Annotated in this window: 11 protein-coding genes, 2 tRNA genes and 1 pseudogene; 7 read left to right on the top strand and 7 right to left on the bottom strand. The window is 63.4% G+C overall.

What is annotated here, in order from left to right; all coding sequences use genetic code 11:
* Positions 1-99 precede the first annotated feature (99 nt).
* A complete protein-coding gene (locus L6D80_RS14010) occupies positions 100-1278 on the bottom strand; it encodes an MFS transporter (RefSeq protein WP_176512622.1) in 1179 nt (392 codons plus the stop codon).
* Positions 1279-1468: 190 nt separating this feature from the next.
* Here L6D80_RS14010 and L6D80_RS14005 point away from each other — a divergent pair, with 190 nt between their 5' ends.
* From L6D80_RS14005 to L6D80_RS13995, 3 genes are all read left to right on the top strand, one after another.
* On the top strand, positions 1469-2200 hold the full coding sequence (locus tag L6D80_RS14005) for a GntR family transcriptional regulator (RefSeq protein WP_054900529.1): 732 nt from the start codon (positions 1469-1471) through the stop codon (positions 2198-2200).
* A gap of 132 nt (positions 2201-2332) precedes the next feature.
* Positions 2333-3607 carry an MFS transporter gene (locus tag L6D80_RS14000; protein ID WP_176512621.1) on the top strand — a complete coding sequence of 425 codons (1275 nt, stop codon included), beginning with the start codon at positions 2333-2335 and terminating at the stop codon, positions 3605-3607.
* Between the two features lie 24 nt (positions 3608-3631).
* Positions 3632-4465, top strand: coding sequence for an amidohydrolase family protein (locus L6D80_RS13995; RefSeq protein ID WP_176512620.1), 834 nt, complete (start codon positions 3632-3634; stop codon positions 4463-4465).
* A gap of 86 nt (positions 4466-4551) precedes the next feature.
* Here L6D80_RS13995 and L6D80_RS30325 read toward each other — a convergent pair whose 3' ends face one another.
* Positions 4552-5415: a methyl-accepting chemotaxis protein gene (locus L6D80_RS30325; RefSeq protein WP_371419532.1), complete on the bottom strand. Its 864-nt coding sequence runs from the start codon at positions 5413-5415 to the stop codon at positions 4552-4554.
* Positions 5407-6471 (bottom strand): annotated as a pseudogene (locus tag L6D80_RS30320) (methyl-accepting chemotaxis protein); the annotation flags it as partial. The gene L6D80_RS30325 and the pseudogene L6D80_RS30320, both read right to left, overlap by 9 nt.
* 259 nt (positions 6472-6730) lie before the next feature.
* Here L6D80_RS30320 and L6D80_RS13985 point away from each other — a divergent pair.
* The gene (locus tag L6D80_RS13985; RefSeq protein ID WP_176512618.1) at positions 6731-8605 is read left to right on the top strand and encodes a 1-acyl-sn-glycerol-3-phosphate acyltransferase; all 1875 of its coding nucleotides are present in this window, start codon (positions 6731-6733) and stop codon (positions 8603-8605) included.
* A 10-nt stretch (positions 8606-8615) separates the two neighbouring features.
* Here the strand turns inward: L6D80_RS13985 and sugE are convergent, their stop codons facing one another.
* The 3 genes from sugE to rdgC form a co-directional block, all read right to left on the bottom strand.
* The gene (sugE, locus tag L6D80_RS13980) at positions 8616-8933 is read right to left on the bottom strand and encodes a quaternary ammonium compound efflux SMR transporter SugE (RefSeq protein ID WP_054900524.1); all 318 of its coding nucleotides are present in this window, start codon (positions 8931-8933) and stop codon (positions 8616-8618) included.
* Between the two features lie 120 nt (positions 8934-9053).
* On the bottom strand, positions 9054-10019 hold the full coding sequence (locus L6D80_RS13975) for a bile acid:sodium symporter family protein (protein ID WP_176512617.1): 966 nt from the start codon (positions 10017-10019) through the stop codon (positions 9054-9056).
* Between the two features lie 95 nt (positions 10020-10114).
* Entirely contained in the window at positions 10115-11035 is a 921-nt protein-coding gene (gene rdgC / locus L6D80_RS13970) for a recombination-associated protein RdgC (protein WP_054900522.1), read from the bottom strand.
* Between the two features lie 216 nt (positions 11036-11251).
* Between rdgC and L6D80_RS13965 the strand changes: the two genes are divergently transcribed.
* A tRNA-Val gene (locus tag L6D80_RS13965) sits at positions 11252-11327 on the top strand.
* Positions 11328-11340: 13 nt separating this feature from the next.
* Positions 11341-11417, top strand: a tRNA-Asp gene (locus tag L6D80_RS13960).
* A gap of 143 nt (positions 11418-11560) precedes the next feature.
* Here L6D80_RS13960 and map read toward each other — a convergent pair.
* A complete protein-coding gene (gene map, locus L6D80_RS13955; protein ID WP_054900521.1) occupies positions 11561-12337 on the bottom strand; it encodes a type I methionyl aminopeptidase in 777 nt (258 codons plus the stop codon).
* 309 nt (positions 12338-12646) lie between these two features.
* Between map and L6D80_RS13950 the strand changes: the two genes are divergently transcribed.
* Entirely contained in the window at positions 12647-16636 is a 3990-nt protein-coding gene (locus tag L6D80_RS13950) for a bifunctional nitrate reductase/sulfite reductase flavoprotein subunit alpha (RefSeq protein ID WP_176512616.1), read from the top strand.
* Positions 16637-16883 lie beyond the last annotated feature (247 nt).

The raw sequence follows: 16883 nt of genomic DNA, 5'->3' as shown, positions 1-16883 counted from the left end.
TCCCGATCAATCAGTCTGGCACGCAGACGAGGGTTCGTCAGCGCCGACGATGGTCGCAGTGGCGCGTCGTCGCAGGGTTGGGCGTATACCTGTAGTGCCTCATGCCTGCCGAGTTCCCCTCCAGTAGAACACCCCTGCCAGTATCACCGACAACACCAGCAGGTAGAAGATCAGCCCCGGCCACCAGTGTCCCAGGACCAGTCCGACCATCACCGGCCCTAGCGCCGCTCCCAGGTTGGACAGGTTCTGCGCGCCGTAATACACCCCGCGCAAATGCTCTGGCGCAATCAGGTCGATGAACATGTACTCGGCCGGGATGACGATGATCTCGCCCAGGGTGAACACCAGCATGGCCAGGCACCAGGCCAGCACCGATCCGGCCAGGGAGAAGCCCAGCAGGCCGGCAATGAACAGGGCCATGCCCGCCAGCAGCCAGGGCATCAACTGCTGGCGGCTGATGCGTCGGCCGACCAGGTACTGCAGGGCAATCACCGTCACGGCGTTGGTGGTTACCAGGTAGCCCACCAGCCGCGCCGCTTCGCTGGCGCTGGTGGTCACCACCAGATACTGCGACAGGTACGCAGTGAACTGGCCGAATACCACGGCGCTGAGTACACCGCCGAGGGTGAAGCAGACCAGCCGGCGGTCGCGCGCCAGGCCCAGCGCCACCTGGGCGAAGCCCGCACCGGGCTGCGCCGGTGCGCTGGCCTTGAGCGTGCGCTCGCCCAGGCGCCAGTACGCCAGGCACATGCCCATGCCAATCAGCGCAGAAGCGAAGAAGGGCAAATGATCGTCCAGCTCCAGCATCGCCACGCCCAGCATCGGACCGATGGCGTAACCCACATTGCTCAGGGTGTACTTGATGGCGAACACTTCGGCCCGTCGCTCCACGGGCAGCAAGGCGCAAAAGCCGGCCTTGGCGGCAATGTCGACCACTGCCAGGGCCAGGTTGATCAGCACCAGGCACAGGAAGAACAGCACTGCCGAGCGGCTGGAGATGGCCGCCACGAAGGCCAGGGCGAACACCAGTGTGCTAGCGCTGACCAACGTGTGATTGCGCAACGTATCCACCAAGTGCCCGCCATACAGGCTCAGTAACGAGGCTGCGATCAACGCGCCGCCGATCAGCAGGCCGATCTGGCTGACCGAAAGCTGGAAGTTGTCGGCCAGGTAGACCACCAGGTAGGGCAGGGTGAGGGCACGGGCCACGGTCAGGGTGAAGGTGGTGACCAACAGCAGGCGTACGGCAGCAGGGTAGTGCTTGAGGGCGGCGAGCATTGCCACTTCCTTGTTGTGGTGGGGTGCCGATGCTTCAGCATAAGGGAGGCTGAGGTTGCGTGTCGCCTGTGCTGGCCTCGTCGCCGGTTTGCGCAGGCGACCAGCGGAGGATTGACACGCTGCGGTACTGCGGGAATACTCTCGGAAAAATTCATATATATGTTTATATAACAAGACGAGAGAGCGACCCATGCACCCACTGTCCGGTGATGCTCGACTGCCCCGCTACCAACAACTGCGTGACCATCTGGTCGAGCAGATTGCCAACAATCGCTGGCGCCCGGGCGAGGCGATTCCGACCGAAGCGGCCCTGGCCACCGAATTCGACATGTCCGTCGGGACCGTGCGCAAGGCTGTCGACGTGCTGGTGGCCGAAGGTGTGCTGGAGCGCCAGCAAGGCCGCGGCACCTTCATCCGCCGCCCGCAGTTCCAGTCCTCGTTGTTCCGCTTCTTCCGTTTCGAGTCTGCCAGCGGCGAACGGCTGATGCCGGAAAGCCGCATCCTCTCCATCGCGCCCGTGCCTGCACCGTCTGCGGTGGCCGAAGCGTTGGGGCTGCAGGCCGAAGCCGAGGTGATTCGTATTGTCCGTACCCGTCTACTCGGCGCCCAACCGGTGCTTGCTGAGGAAATCTGGCTGCCACGGCAGACCTTCCAGCCCCTGCTCGAGGTCGAGTTGCAGAGCAAAGGCCCATTGCTCTACCCGATCTACGAGCAACTGTGCGGCCAGGTGGTCGCCTACGCCGAAGAGACCCTGACCGCCGAAGCGGTCGATGCGGCGCATGGCCGCTTGTTGCAACTGCCGGCCAACAGCCCGGTGGTGGTGATCGAGCGTCTGGCCCGTGATTACGCCGGCAAACCGTTGGAATGGCGCCGCTCGCGCGGCCATGCGCAGCACTTCCGCTACCGCATCGACATTCGCTGACCCGGCTGTTTCACCCCGTTACCCGTCTGCGCCGGTCTGCCTCGGCGCAGTGGCTTCGCCTGCCCGGTCGCCCGCGCGCCAAGAGCTTCGGCACGCCCGGCCGTAACACACACGACTAGAAGGATAAAAACCATGTTCAGTTGGTATCGCCAGATCACTTCACGGGAACGCAAGACGTTCTGGGCCTGTTTCGGTGGCTGGTCGCTCGATGCGCTGGAAGTGCAGATGTTCGGCCTGGCCATTCCCGCGCTGATTGCCGCGTTCTCCCTGACCAAGAGTGACGCAGGCCTGATCAGCGGCCTGACGCTGGTTACCTCCGCCATCGGCGGCTGGCTCGGCGGTACCTTGTCGGACCGTTACGGGCGCGTGCGCACGCTGCAGTGGATGATCCTCTGGTTCTCCTTCTTCACCTTCCTTTCCGCGTTCGTCACCGGTTTTTACCCGCTGTTGTTCGTCAAGGCCATGCAAGGCTTTGGCATCGGTGGTGAATGGGCGGCCGGCGCGGTGCTGATGGCTGAGACCATCAATCCGAAATACCGCGGCAAGGTCATGGGCACCGTGCAGAGTGCCTGGGCCGTAGGGTGGGGCCTGGCGGTCGGGCTGTTCGCGCTGATCTATTCGCTGGTACCGCAAGAGTTCGCCTGGCGGGTGATGTTCTTCGTCGGGCTGCTGCCGTCGCTCCTGATTATCTGGGTACGCCGTAATGTGCCAGAGCCGGACAGCTTCCAGCGCCTGCAGAAAGAGAAGGCCATCCCGGGCAGCTTCTTCAAATCCATGGCCGGGATCTTCCGCCCCGAACTGTTGCGCGTGACCCTGCTTGGCGGCCTGCTGGGCCTGGGTGCCCATGGTGGCTACCATGCGGTGATGACCTGGCTGCCGACCTTCCTCAAGACCGAGCGCAACCTTTCGGTGCTGAACTCCGGCGGCTACCTGGCCGTCATCATCTTCGCCTTCTGGTGCGGCTGCGTGATCAGCGGCCTGCTGATCGACCGCATTGGCCGACGCAAGAACATTCTGCTGTTTGCCCTGTGCTGCGTGCTGACCGTGCAGGCCTATGTATTCTTCCCGCTGACCAATACCCAGATGCTGTTCCTCGGCTTCCCGCTGGGCTTCTTCGCCGCCGGCATTCCGGCCAGCCTGGGCTCGTTCTTCAACGAGCTGTACCCGGCCGACGTGCGCGGCGCTGGGGTTGGCTTCTGCTACAACTTCGGCCGTGTGCTGTCGGCAGTGTTCCCGTTCCTGGTCGGCCACATGAGCGAGTCCATGTCGCTGGGCAGCGCGATCGGCATCGATGCCGGCATTGCCTACGGCGTCGCCATGATTGCCGCACTGTGCCTGCCGGAAACCCGTGGGCGCACGCTCGAAGCCACCCCAGCGCCAGCCATGGCGACGGCTGGCGCCAAGTAACCTGATCAAGTCCTGAAGACCACCATGCCCGACGTTCCTGCTTCCTCTCCAACGGCTATCGATAGCCATGCCCACGTCTTTACCCGTGGGCTGAACCTGGCCAGCGAGCGCCGCTACGCGCCGAGTTACGACGCACTGCTGGGCGATTACCTGGGCCAGCTGCAACGCCATGGTTTCAGCCATGGCGTACTGGTTCAGCCCAGTTTTCTGGGCACCGACAACCGCTACCTGCTCAGCGCGCTGCAAACCGTGCCGGGGCAGTTACGCGGGGTGGTGATGCTGGAGCCGGACGTTGAGCGTGCAGCCTTGGATGAAATGGCCCGCCTTGGCGTCAGGGGCGTGCGCCTGAACCTCATGGGCCAGGCCCTGCCCGACCTGCGCGACCGTGCGTGGCGCCCGTTGCTGGAACGCATTGCCGAACAAGGCTGGCACCTGGAGCTGCACCGTCACGTGGCCGACATCCCGGCGCTGGTGCGAGCGCTCGAGCCCTACGGCCTGAACATCGTCGTCGATCATTTCGGCCGGCCCGACGCCCGTCTGGGGCTGGGGCAGCCGGGCTTTGCCGAGCTGCTGACACTCGGCGGCAAGGGCAAGGTGTGGGTGAAGGTGTCTGGGGTCTACCGCCTGGAAGGCACGCCGGAGCAGAACCTGACGTTCGCGCGCCAGGCCCTGGGTGCGCTTGAGGCGCATTATGGTGCCGAGCGGCTGATGTGGGGGAGCGATTGGCCGCATACCCAGCATGAGGCGGCGGTGAGCTTTGCCACAGTGGTGGAGCAGTTCGAGGCCTTGGGCTGTTCGGCTGAGCTGCGTCGGGCACTGTTGGTGGATACGGCGCGGGACTTGTTTGGTTTCGAGTGATACAGCGGTAGCTGCGCCCCTGTCGCCGGCTTGTCGGCGATAGGGGCGCAGCAGGCTGAGCTCGCCTGCAGGCGGCTTGCTTACGCTTAGAACCGGAACCGGCTGATCATTTGTTGCAGCTGCCCACCCAACCGCGCCAATTCCACGCTGGAGGCCGAAGTCTGCAGGCTGGCCTCAGCCGTCTGTTCGGAAATATCCCTCACGGTCACCACGCTGCGGCTGATTTCCTCGGCCACTGCGCTCTGTTGTTCCGACGCTGCGGCAATCTGCTGATTCATCAGCTGTATGCCTGACACCCGCTGGGTAATCCCTCCCAGCGCCATACCCGCCTCACGCACCAGTGCCACAGTGCTTTCGGTCAGGTTCTGGCTTTGCTCCATCAACTCGCTCACCGAGCGGGTGCCGTCTTCCAGGCTGGCGATGGCCGACTCGATCTCCTGGGTCGATGCCTGCGTACGTTGGGCCAGGCTACGCACCTCATCGGCGACCACGGCAAAGCCTCGGCCCGCTTCGCCTGCCCGGGCTGCCTCGATCGCGGCGTTGAGTGCCAACAGGTTGGTCTGTTCGGCCACGGCCTTGATCACATCCATGACCTTGCCGATGCGCTGGCTTTCGCTGCGCAGGGCGTCCATGGCCTCGCTTGTGGCATCCACCTGGCTGGCCAGGCGCCCAATCTGCGCCACGGCGCGGTTGACCACGCTGTCGCCTTCGCGTGCTTCGTCGTCGGTGGCACTGGCGGCCTGGGAGGCTTGACCCGCGTTGCGCGCCACTTCGTGTACGGTGGCCGCCATTTCCTGCATGGCAGTGGCAACCTGGTCAGTTTCCACTTTCTGGTTGTTGGCACCGGCGCTGGTCTGCTCGGTGATCGCCGAAAGTTCTTCAGTGGCGCTGGCGATCTGCGAGATACCGTCGCGCACCTGGGCGATCAGTTCGCGCAGGTTACGGGTCATGCCCTGCAGGGCATTCTGCAGTTGGCCGACTTCGTCACGCCGGTGGCTGGCCGGTTGCTCGCCGAGGTCACCTGCGGCCACCTGTTCCATGGCCTTGAGCAAGTGGCGTAGCGGCTGGCTGATCTGCCGGGCAATCAGCACGGCGGCCAACGCGCCCATCAGCAGGGCGAGGAGCGTGGTGACTATCTGCAGGGCTTTGGCGAACTGGCTGTCTTGGACCACTGCCACGGCCTGTGCATCGAGCAGCTTGCCAATCAGGGTGTTCAGCTGCTCGATATCATCAGCCATGGCGGTGCGGTATTGCACCAGCTTGCTCACTTCACCGCGAAAGGCCTCCACGGCATCGGTATAGGCCCGTACCTGCTGCTCGAGCTGCGCAAATTCGTCGGCAAAGCTGCCGTTGAACCGTGACACCAGGCCCGACAGCTCATTCACCGTGGTCGCGATCTGGGTGTTCATCAGCTTTTCGGTTTCGGCGTTGGTATTACCGGTGTAGCCACGCACGTGGTAACGCAACAGGATCAGGTTTTCGCGAATCTGGTTGATCGCCTCGCTCCGCACGAAGCGTTGTTCGGCGTCGGGCAGGGCGCGTACCTGGTTGCGGATCTGCTCGATGCTGGCAAAGGACTGGGTCGCCAGTGCGCCCATCTGTTGCTGGGCGGCGCGCATCTTCTGGTAGGCCTGGAAGCTCAGCGCCTGGTTGCCGGCATAGGTATTCAGGGCCTGCTCGGCTTGACTGAGGATGGCCAGGTTGTCCGGCTTTACCAACAGTCCGCGCAGTTTGATCAGAGGTTGCTCGAATGCATCCAGTGCCGCCTGCAATGCCTTGCCCTCGCTCTCCTCGCCATTGGCCATGGCGTGGCGCAAGCGCGCCACCCGCAGATCGCCCAGGGCATCATTGAGCCCGGAAACGTCGCTGACCACTTCGCTGCGGCGCACCAGGCTGCCCAGACCGTTCCAGCCGATCAGTGACTGGATCAGCGTCAGGCACAGCACCAGACCGAATCCGAGAAAAAGCTTATTGGCGATCTTGAGATCACCGAACCAGGTAAACATATGCTGCTGAGCTCCTTTTCTTATGCGTTGGAGGAGACCGGAGGTCTGTTCCTTATGTCAGATATAGTTATCTATATGAATTGTCGGCAGATGTAACAAAATCTGAACGGTTACAGCAAAGAAATAGCCACTATTGTGCTATCGGTCTGTTGCAGTTGGCCTAGGCGTCACTTGCCAGGCCAGGGCTTTCCTGTGCAGATTTGTGGCTTATTGCGCCCTGCGTACCTCCAATGACAAAGCCTCTCCAGGAACAAGGACGATGAGTCACTCGCAATTCACCTTGCTCGGCAAGCGGCGCTTCCTGCCGTTTTTCATCACCCAGTCGCTGGGTGCCTTCAACGACAACCTGTTCAAGCAGTCGCTGATCCTGGCCATCCTGTTCAAACTCAGCCTGGGCGACGGCGACCGCTCGATTTGGGTCAACCTGTGTGCGCTGCTGTTCATCCTGCCGTTCTTCCTGTTCTCGGCGCTGGGCGGGCAGTTTGGCGAGAAGTTCGCCAAGGACGCGCTGATACGGGCCATCAAGCTGGCCGAGATCGTCATCATGGCCATCGGCGCGCTCGGCTTTGTCAGCAATCACCTGGCGCTGATGCTGGTGGCGCTGTTCGGCATGGGTACACACTCAGCGCTGTTCGGCCCGGTGAAGTACTCGATCCTGCCCCAGGCCCTGCGTGAAGAAGAGCTGGTGGGCGGCAACGGCCTGGTGGAAATGGGCACCTTCCTGGCGATCCTCGCCGGCACGATCGGTGCTGGGATGATGATGGCCAGCGACAGCTACGCCACCGTGGTGGCAGGCGGCGTGGTGGGTACTGCCGTGCTGGGCTACCTGGCCAGCCGCTGGATCCCGCGTGCAGCGGCTGTGTCGCCGCAGATGCAACTGGACTGGAACATCTTCAAGCAGTCCTGGGCGATCCTGCGCATGGGCCTGGGGCAAACCCCGGCGGTGTCGCGCTCGATCGTAGGCAACTCGTGGTTCTGGTTCGTCGGTGCCATCTACCTGACCCAGATCCCGGCCTACGCCAAGGACTGGCTACACGGCGACGGCACCGTGGTAACGCTGGTGCTGACCTTGTTCTCCGTGGGCATTGCCCTGGGTTCACTGCTGTGCGAGCGGCTGAGCGGGCGCAAGGTGGAGATCGGCCTGGTGCCGTTCGGCTCGTTCGGCCTGACCGTGTTCGGCCTGCTCTGGTGGTGGCATTCCGGCGACGTGCCGGTTGGCGCAGCGCCACACGACTGGCTGGCGTTGCTGGGCATGCACCAGGCGTGGTGGATCCTGCTGTCGATCGTGGGCCTTGGTGTGTTCGGCGGCTTCTACATCGTGCCGCTGTATGCGTTGATCCAGGCGCGTACTGCCCAGGACCAGCGCGCCCGGGTGATCGCTGCCAACAACATACTCAATGCCCTGTTCATGGTGGTCTCGGCCATCCTCACCATGGTGTTGCTGGGCCTGGCCGACCTGACCATCCCGCAGCTGTTCCTGGTGGTGTCGCTGCTCAACATTCTGGTCAATGCCTACATCTTCAGGATCGTGCCTGAATTCACCATGCGCTTCCTGATCTGGCTGCTCAGCCATTCGATGTACCGCGTGCAGCACCGTGACCTTGAGCGCATCCCGGACGAGGGCGCAGCCCTGCTGGTGTGCAACCATGTGTCGTTCGTCGATGCGCTGCTGCTGGGCGGGGCGATCCGTCGGCCGATCCGGTTCGTCATGTACTACAAGATCTACAACCTGCCGGTGCTCAATTTCGTCTTCCGTACCGCAGGGGCCATCCCGATTGCCGGGCGCAACGAGGACTCGGCCATTTACGAACGCGCCTTCGCCCGCATCGCCCAGTACCTCGCGGCGGGGGAGGTGGTATGCATCTTCCCGGAAGGCAAGTTGACTGGCGATGGTGAGATCGATGTGTTCAGGGGCGGCATCAGCCGTATCCTGGAGGAAACCCCGGTGCCGGTGATTCCGTTGGCACTGCAAGGGCTGTGGGGCAGCTTCTTCAGCCGTGATCCGGCCAAGGGGTTCTTCAAGCGCTTGTGGTCGCGGGTGACCATCGTGGCGGGTGCCGCCATCCCGGTGGAGGCAGCGCAGCCGGATGCCCTGCGTGAGCAGGTCAGCCGCTTGCGCGGCGACCTGCGTTAAGGACAGGTTTTCAGCTGGCGCTGACTTTGAGGCCGATCAGGCCGCAGACAATCAGTGCCACGCTGACCAACCGCACCAGCGCCATGGATTCGCCAAACAGGATGATGCCGGCGATCACCGTACCCACTGCGCCCACCCCGGTCCAGATGGCATAAGCGGTGCCTAGCGGCAGCTCTTTCATGGCCAGGCCCAGCAGGCCCAGGCTGATGACCATGGCGCCGACCGTGAGCACCGTGGGAAGTGGGCGGGTAAAGCCGTCGGTGTACTTGAGCCCGACAGCCCAGCCGACTTCGAACAGGCCGGCGAAGAACAGGATGATCCAGGACATAGTGAGTCTCCATCGTTTGAATGATGGGGCCGTCCCCGGAATGGTCACGCGTTGCGTCGTGAGGCCGTCCTCACAGTGGGCACTATAGTGCACATCTGTTGATGGCTCGGCAAGCCAGTATCAATCCCTGGCAGGTTCTGCACGCTCCACTGCCGATGAAGGCGCTTCCATCCGCCGGAACCAGGTCGAAAGCAGTGCCCCGGAAATATTGTGCCAAACGCTGAACAGCGCACTGGGTACGGCCGCCAATGGTGAGAAATGCGCCGCCGCCAACGCAGCCCCCAGCCCCGAATTCTGCATCCCCACTTCCAGCGCCAGCGATTTACGCTGCGCCAGCGGCAGTTTGCAGCACTTGCCGGTGAGGTAGCCGAGCAGGTAGCCAAAGCTGTTGTGCAGCACCACCACTGCCATGATCAGCAGCCCCGATTCGGCGATTTTTGCCTGGCTGGCCGCCACCACCGCACAGACGATCATGACGATGCTCACCACCGAAACCAGCGGTAGCACCTGCACCGCCACCTGCACCCGCGCGCCCAGCAGGCGCTGGGCCAGCACGCCGAGCACGATCGGTAGCATCACCAACTGCAGGATCGACCAGAACATGTCCATGAAGGACACCGGCAACCAGGCCGAGGCGAGGAACCAGATCAGCGCCGGAGTCAGCAGCGGGGCAAGCAGGGTGGTGACTGCAGCGATTGCCACCGCCAGTGCCAGGTCACCCTTGGACAGCCAGACCATTACGTTGGACGCCGTGCCACTTGGGCAGCAGCCGACCAGGATCACGCCCACGGCGATTTCCGCCGGCAAGTGAAACAGCTGGCACAGCAACCACGCCATGCCCGGCATGATCACGAAATGGGCGACCACGCCGAGGGCCACGCGCCAGGGTTGCCGGGCGAGAGCGGCGAAGTCGTCGAGCTTGAGGGTCAGGCCCATGCCGAACATCACCAGGCCCAGCAGCGGCACGATGGCGACCTTGAGGGCGATGAACCATTGTGGTTGCAGGAAGGCCAGGCAGGCGAACACCAGCACCCAGAGGGCGAAGGTGTTGCCGACGAAGCGGCTGAAGGCGGCGAGGGCACGCATTTGAAAACCTCCGGTTCGAGCTTCAAGCGGTGCCACGGGGGGCACCGCACTGGCGCTTCTGATTGTTCTTGTCGCGTTGCGCTTGCAGCCTGGTGTCAGACCCCTTGCGGAATCTCTTCCCCACCCAGCGCCTCGAACAGCACCGGAAGGAACTCGCTGAAGGTCATCATCATCAGCAGGAAGCTGGCATCGAACTGTTGCTGGGCTTCATCGCCGCCATCCTGTTCGGCCTGTTCCTGCAGCAGCTCCTCGAACTTCAGGCGTTTGATCACCATTTTATCGTCGAGCACGAACGACAGTTTGTCCTGCCAGGCCAGGGCCAGTTGCGTGACGACCTTGCCGGTGCTCAGGTGCAGCTGGATTTCCTCGCCGGTCAGGTCCTGGCGCTTGCAACGCACGATGCCGCCATCTTCGGCGGTATCGCGCAGCTCGCATTCATCCAGTACATAGAAGCCTTCGGCGGCGTGTTGTGACTTGACCCAGTCGGTCATGGTCGCGCTGGGGGCAATTTTCACGGTGGCCGGGCGTACCGGCAGCGAGCCCATGACTTCACGCAGGGTCGACAGCAGGTCTTCGGCGCGCTTGGCACTGGCCGAGTTGACCAGAATCATGCCAAGGCGCGGGGCAATGGCCGCGAAGATCATCGAGCGACGGATGAAGGCGCGCGGCAGGAACGCCTGGATGATCTCGTCCTTGATCTGGTCGCGCTCCTTCTTGTAGACCTTGCGCATCTGCTCGGTCTCGATCTCTTCGACCTTTTCTTTGACCGCGTCGTTGACCACGCTGCTTGGCAGGATGCGCTCTTCCTTGCGCGCGGCAATCAGCAGGAACTCGCCGCTGACGTGCACCAGGGGAGCATCTTCGCCTTTGCCGAACGGCGCGACGAATCCGTAGGTGGTCAGCTCCTGGCTGGCGCAGGGGCGGGCCGGCTTGCTGGCCAGGGCGGCTTCCAGCGCTTCAGGCTCGAACGGGACATCCTGGGTCAGGCGGTAGGTCAGCAGGTTCTTGAACCACATGGGGGGCAATCTCTCCTTAATGCATAAGGCGGGCATTATTCTCCGAGCGGCGGTTCCAGGCCAGCCCTGTCATAGGGCCAGCAGCTGCTTATAAGGAAGGAAAACGCCAGTGCGGCTAGGTCTTTGAAAGGCCTGAGAATTTTTTTTAAAAAAGTTGAAAAAAGTGCTTGCCAGGGTGGCATGCCCTCCGTAGAATGCGCGCCACACCGAGACGAAGGGTGATTAGCTCAGCCGGGAGAGCATCTGCCTTACAAGCAGAGGGTCGGCGGTTCGATCCCGTCATCACCCACCACTCGATGTATAGCGCAGCGGTAGTTCAGTCGGTTAGAATACCGGCCTGTCACGCCGGGGGTCGCGGGTTCGAGTCCCGTCCGCTGCGCCATATTCAACTTCCAGGGCCCACTGAACACCCGGAAGTTACAGAAAAAGCGACCTTAGGGTCGCTTTTTTTTTGTGCCTGATTCAATGGCTGCTCAGGTTCCCGCGGATGCTGGTCAAGCCACGGCAGCACCCACGGGGCTTCTGTCAGCGGTTGCGCTCTTCTTCGCGCAACGTCAGCACCTCTACGCCATCTTCTGTTACCGCCACGGTATGCTCCCACTGCGCCGACAACAGGTGGTCGCGGGTAATTACCGTCCAGCCGTCTTTCAGGGTTCGTGTACCACGCCCGCCCTGGTTGATCATCGGCTCGATGGTAAACACCATCCCCGGCTTGAGCTTCATGCCCATGCCGCGCTGGCCGAAATGCAGCACCTCGGGCCCCTCATGCATCTGCTGGCCAATGCCATGCCCGCAGTATTCGCGTACCACGCTGTAGCCGGCCGCCTCGGCATGCACCTGGATGGCGTGGCCGATGTCGCCGAGCGTTGCCCCGGGGCGAACCTGGCTGATGCCTTTCCATAGTGCCTCGTAGGTGGTGTCGACCAAGCGCCGCGCCGCTTCGCTGATTTCGCCGAGGCAGTACATTTTCGATGAGTCGGCGATGTAGCCGCCCTGTTCCAAGGTGATGTCGACGTTGATGATCGATCCTTCGTTCAGTACTTCATCGGCCTTGGGCATGCCGTGGCAGACTACGTGGTCCACCGAGGTATTGAGCGCGTAGGGAAAACCGTACTGCCCCTTGCTCGCCGGGCGTGCCCTGAGGGTGTTGACGATGAACGCCTCGGCGCGGTCGTTGATCTGCATCGTGGTCACGCCGGGGCGAATGAAGGCGTCGAGGTCGGCGAAAACCTGGGCCAGCAAATGGCCGGCATTGCGCATCAGGTCGAGTTGGACAGGGGTCTTGAGGATCACTTGGGACATGGGGGAGGGGTAGTAACTCTGGCTGGAAATTGCCCCAGCATAGCGCCATGGGCCTTTGCGGTGCTACCGCATGGTGCAGTGAAGCGGCTCGCGCGGGGCCTTGATCCAACAAGCATCGCCGTCACGGTATGAGCGCGCTTGCCCCGGGCAGGGGCCAGCATAACTGGCCCAGGAATTGCTGAAAGCCCTCCACCCAGGGCCGTCAACGTCGACCGCCTTGCAACCTTCACGACAAAGGCGCCGTGTTGCCCCCGCTTGCCAAGCAAGCCCGGGCAGCCGGCGCCTTTTGCGTTTCCATCAGGAGCCCCCATGGCCAGCACCGAAGTACGCAGTGTGTGCCCCTATTGCGGCGTCGGCTGTGGCATCGTCATGAGTGTGGCCGACGGTAAGGTCAGCAAGATCAGTGGTGACAAGCAGCACCCGAGCAATTTCGGCCGCCTTTGCACCAAAGGCCTCACCGCGCACGTGCCGCTGACCGCCGCCGGGCGAATGGAAAGTGCCTTCGTGCGCTATCAACGTGACCATGAACCGGCCCGCTGCAGCCTGGACCAGGCCGTCAACCAAGCCGCCCTGCGTCTGCGTGGCATCATCGACCAGCATGGGCCGGACGCCGTAGCGCTGTATGTGTCGGGGCAGATGTCGCTGGAGGCCCAGTACCTGGCCAACAAGTTGGCCAAAGGGTTCATTCGCACCCGCCATATCGAGTCCAACTCGCGCCTGTGCATGGCCAGCGCGGGCAGTGGCTACAAACAGTCACTCGGCGCTGATGGGCCGCCTGGTAGTTATCAGGATTTCGACCGGGCCGATGTGTTTCTGGTGATCGGTGCGAACATGGCCGACTGCCACCCGATTCTTTTCCTGCGGTTGCTCGACCGGGTAAAAGCCGGGGCCAAGCTGATCGTGGTAGACCCGCGGCGCACCGCCACCGCCGAGAAGGCCGACCTGTTCCTGCAACTGCGCCCCGGCAGCGATCTGGCCCTGCTAAACGGCCTGCTGCACCTGCTGCACCGCAACGGCCAGACCCAGCCCGATTTCATCGCCCGGCACACCGAAGGCTGGGCTGAGCTGCCAGCGTTTCTCGATGACTACACCCCTGAGCGGGTAGCCGCCATCACTGGCTTGAGCGAAGCCGCTATCCACCAGGCAGCGGCATTGATCGGCGGCGCCCGCGAGTGGATGAGCTGCTGGACCATGGGCCTTAACCAGAGCATTCATGGCACCTGGCACACCAATGCGCTCTGCAATCTGCACCTGGCCACCGGCGCCATCGGCCGGCCTGGCAGCGGGCCGTTCTCGCTGACGGGCCAGCCCAATGCCATGGGTGGGCGCGAAATGGGCTATATGGGGCCAGGCCTGCCGGGCCAGCGCTCGGCACTGGTGGAGGCGGACCGCCGCTTTGTCGAGGCGCAGTGGGGGCTACCCTCCGGCAGCGTACGTGCAGAAGGGGGGGAGGGCACCGTTGCCTTGTTCGAGCAGATGCAGGCCGGTGAGGTGAAGGCTTGCTGGATTATCTGCAGCAACCCAGTGGCGAGCGTCGCCAACCGCCAGCAGGTGATCGAAGGGCTGCGCCAGGCTGAACTGGTGATCACCCAGGATGCCTTCCTCGATACCGAAACCAACTGTTACGCCGACATTCTGTTGCCCGCCGCCCTGTGGGCCGAAGGCGAGGGTGTGATGATCAACAGCGAGCGCAACCTGACGTTGATGCCCCGAGCGGTGGAGGCACCGGGGCAAAGCCTGCCTGACTGGCAGCTCATCGCCAAAGTGGCCTGCGCCATGGGCTACGGCGAGGCGTTCGACTACCCCGATGCCGAGGCGGTGTACAACGAGATTCGCCGTTTTCACAACCCGGCCACCGGCTACGATCTGCGGGGTATTGGCTACCCGCAATTGCGCGACAGGCCGCGCCAGTGGCCCTGCGCACCGGGTCGTACGGACGACCGCAGCCCCCTGCGTTACCTCCGTGAGGGCGACCCGAGCGCTCTGTTGTTTCCTACGCCCAGCGGCAAGGCACGCTTTTTTGCCCGGCCCTGGTTGCCCGCGCCCGAGTTGCCGGACGCTGAGTACCCGCTGGTGCTCAATACCGGGCGCGTGCAACACCACTGGCACACCCTGACCAAGACCGGCAAAGTACCTGCGCTGAACAAGCTGGAGCCAGGCCCCTTCGTCGAAATCCACCCCGACGATGCGGCGCGGCTGGGTATCCAGGACAAGGACCAGGTGGCGATTCGTTCACGCCGTGGCCAGGCCGTGCTGCCGGCGCGGGTCTGTGACCGGGTCATGCCGGGCAACTGCTTTGCGCCCTTTCATTGGAACGATGTGATCGGTGAGCAACTGGCGATCAATGCCGTCACCTGTGATGCCGTCGACCCTGTGTCGCTGCAGCCAGCGTTCAAGCACTGTGCGGTGACCCTGCAGCGGATCGCTGGCGAACGCATCGACGCCCTCGACCTCAGCACCGCAACCTTTGCACCGGAGCCTGCCCCCATGCCAACCGCGACCCTTGCACGCCTGCTGGGTCTGGACACCCTGCAAACGCCCGTTCTGGCAGACGATGAGCGCCATTACCTACAGGGCTTTCTGCTCGGTCTTGACCAGGCGCGCGCCCAGGGCGTGCCCAGCTTGCCGGCCAACGCGCCACTGGCCGCTGCCCGCCGGTTGTTCGTCGACGGGTTGCTGGCGGGGCTGTTCGCTCAGCCGGCGCCAGTGGCTGCGCCGGTTGCCACATCGCCTTGCCATCTAGTGCTGTGGGCCTCGCAAACCGGCAACGGCGAAGCGTTGGCCGAACGCTGTGCCGAAGGTTTGCGTGGGGCGGGGTTGCAGGTGCAGCTCTCTTGCCTGGACGCGGTCAACCTCGGCCAGTTGCAGGGCGCGGCCAGTGTCGTGCTGATCGCCAGCACCTTCGGCGATGGCGATCCGCCCGACAGCGCCAGGGCCTTTTGGCAGGCGCTGCAAGCCGAGGGTGGCGCCCATTGCGCGGCGCTGCCCTATGCCGTGCTGGCGCTGGGAGATTCCAGTTATGACCAGTTCTGCGGGTTTGGCCGCAAGCTCGATCTGCGCCTGGCCGAGCTGGGTGGGCGCCGTTTGCTGCCACGGGTTGATTGTGAGCCGGACTACGAGGACGCCTTCGCTAACTGGCTTGATGCGTTGTTGCCCAAACTGGGGGGCGAAGCGCCGCAACTGCCAATCAGTGAGCCTGCCGCCGTTGCCAGCTACAGCAAACATCACCCCTGCGCGGCGACCTTGCTGGAAAACCGCTTGCTTAGCGGCCCGGGCGCCGGCAAGGAAACCCGCCAACTGGTATTCGACCTGGCCGACAGCGGTTTCACCTACGCGGCTGGCGATGCCCTGGGCGTATGGCCGCACAATTGCCCGGCGCTGGTCGAGGAATTGCTGGCCCTCATGCAGCTCGATGGCCAGGCCCAGGTGGAGCTCAAAGGCCATGCGCCGATGCCGCTGGCCGAGGCCCTGGCATCGCACCTGGAAATTGCCAACGTCACCCTGCAGCAACTGCAGGTCTTCAGCCAGCAGGCCGCCGACCTGCAGCGCTTGCTGCAGCCCGACTGCAAGGCACAGTTGCAGGACTGGCTGTGGGGCCGGCAGTTGGCCGATGTGTTGCGCGCGTTCCCGCAGAACCTGCCGCTGGCCACTTGGCTCGCGTTGCTCAAACCTCTGCAGCCACGGCTGTACTCGATCAGCTCCAGCCCGTTGGCCCATCCGCGCCAGGTGCACTTGACCGTTTCCACCGTGCGTTATGGTGCGCGCAAGGGGGTGTGCTCAAGCTTTCTCGCCGACCGCGGGCAGGCAGCGAAGGTGGCGATCTTCCCGCAGGTGTCGAAGCACTTTCGCCTGCCCGAGGATGACAACGTGCCGGTGATCATGATCGGCCCTGGCACCGGGATTGCGCCGTTCCGTGCCTTCCTTGAGGAGCGTGAGGCACGGGGTGCCAAAGGCGGCAACTGGCTGTTTTTTGGCGAGCAGTGCGCTGCCACCGACTTTTATTACCAGGCGCAATTGCAGGCCTGGCAGGCGAGTGGCCACCTGCGGCTGGACACGGCGTTTTCCCGTGATCAGGCCGAAAAGATCTATGTGCAGCAGCGCCTGCGAGAGCAGGGGGCACAGGTGTGGCAGTGGCTGGAAGCGGGGGCGTATGTCTATGTCTGTGGAGATGCCCGGCGCATGGCCAAGGATGTGGATGCGGCACTGCGCGAGGTGATTGCGGCGCACGGTGGTGCGGATGCCGATGCGTATGTCGAGGCGCTGAGCAAAGCCAAGCGGTATCGGCGCGATGTGTATTGAGGTGCCCCAGGTTGGGGAGCGCTGCACCGGGAAAGTGCATCGTCAGCGGCGGGTTCTTCACCAGGCAGGGGGTCGCGGCAAACCAATTCCCTAGGCGCGGGCTTGCCCGGGTAGAGGCCAGCACAGGAGTCAGGGTTGGCACAGTCCCTGCTTCAGCTCAGCTACAACAACGCCCACTGATCAATGGCGATCACACCTGGGCACTCCGTGATGAATACAGGCAAAGGCGCCTGGGGCTTCGGCTCCA

The sequence above is a fragment of the Pseudomonas ceruminis genome (assembly GCF_021602025.1).
Lineage (GTDB): Bacteria > Pseudomonadota > Gammaproteobacteria > Pseudomonadales > Pseudomonadaceae > Aquipseudomonas > Aquipseudomonas ceruminis.
Note: the sequence above shows the minus strand (reverse complement) of the source record. Positions and strands in the feature narration are given on the sequence as shown.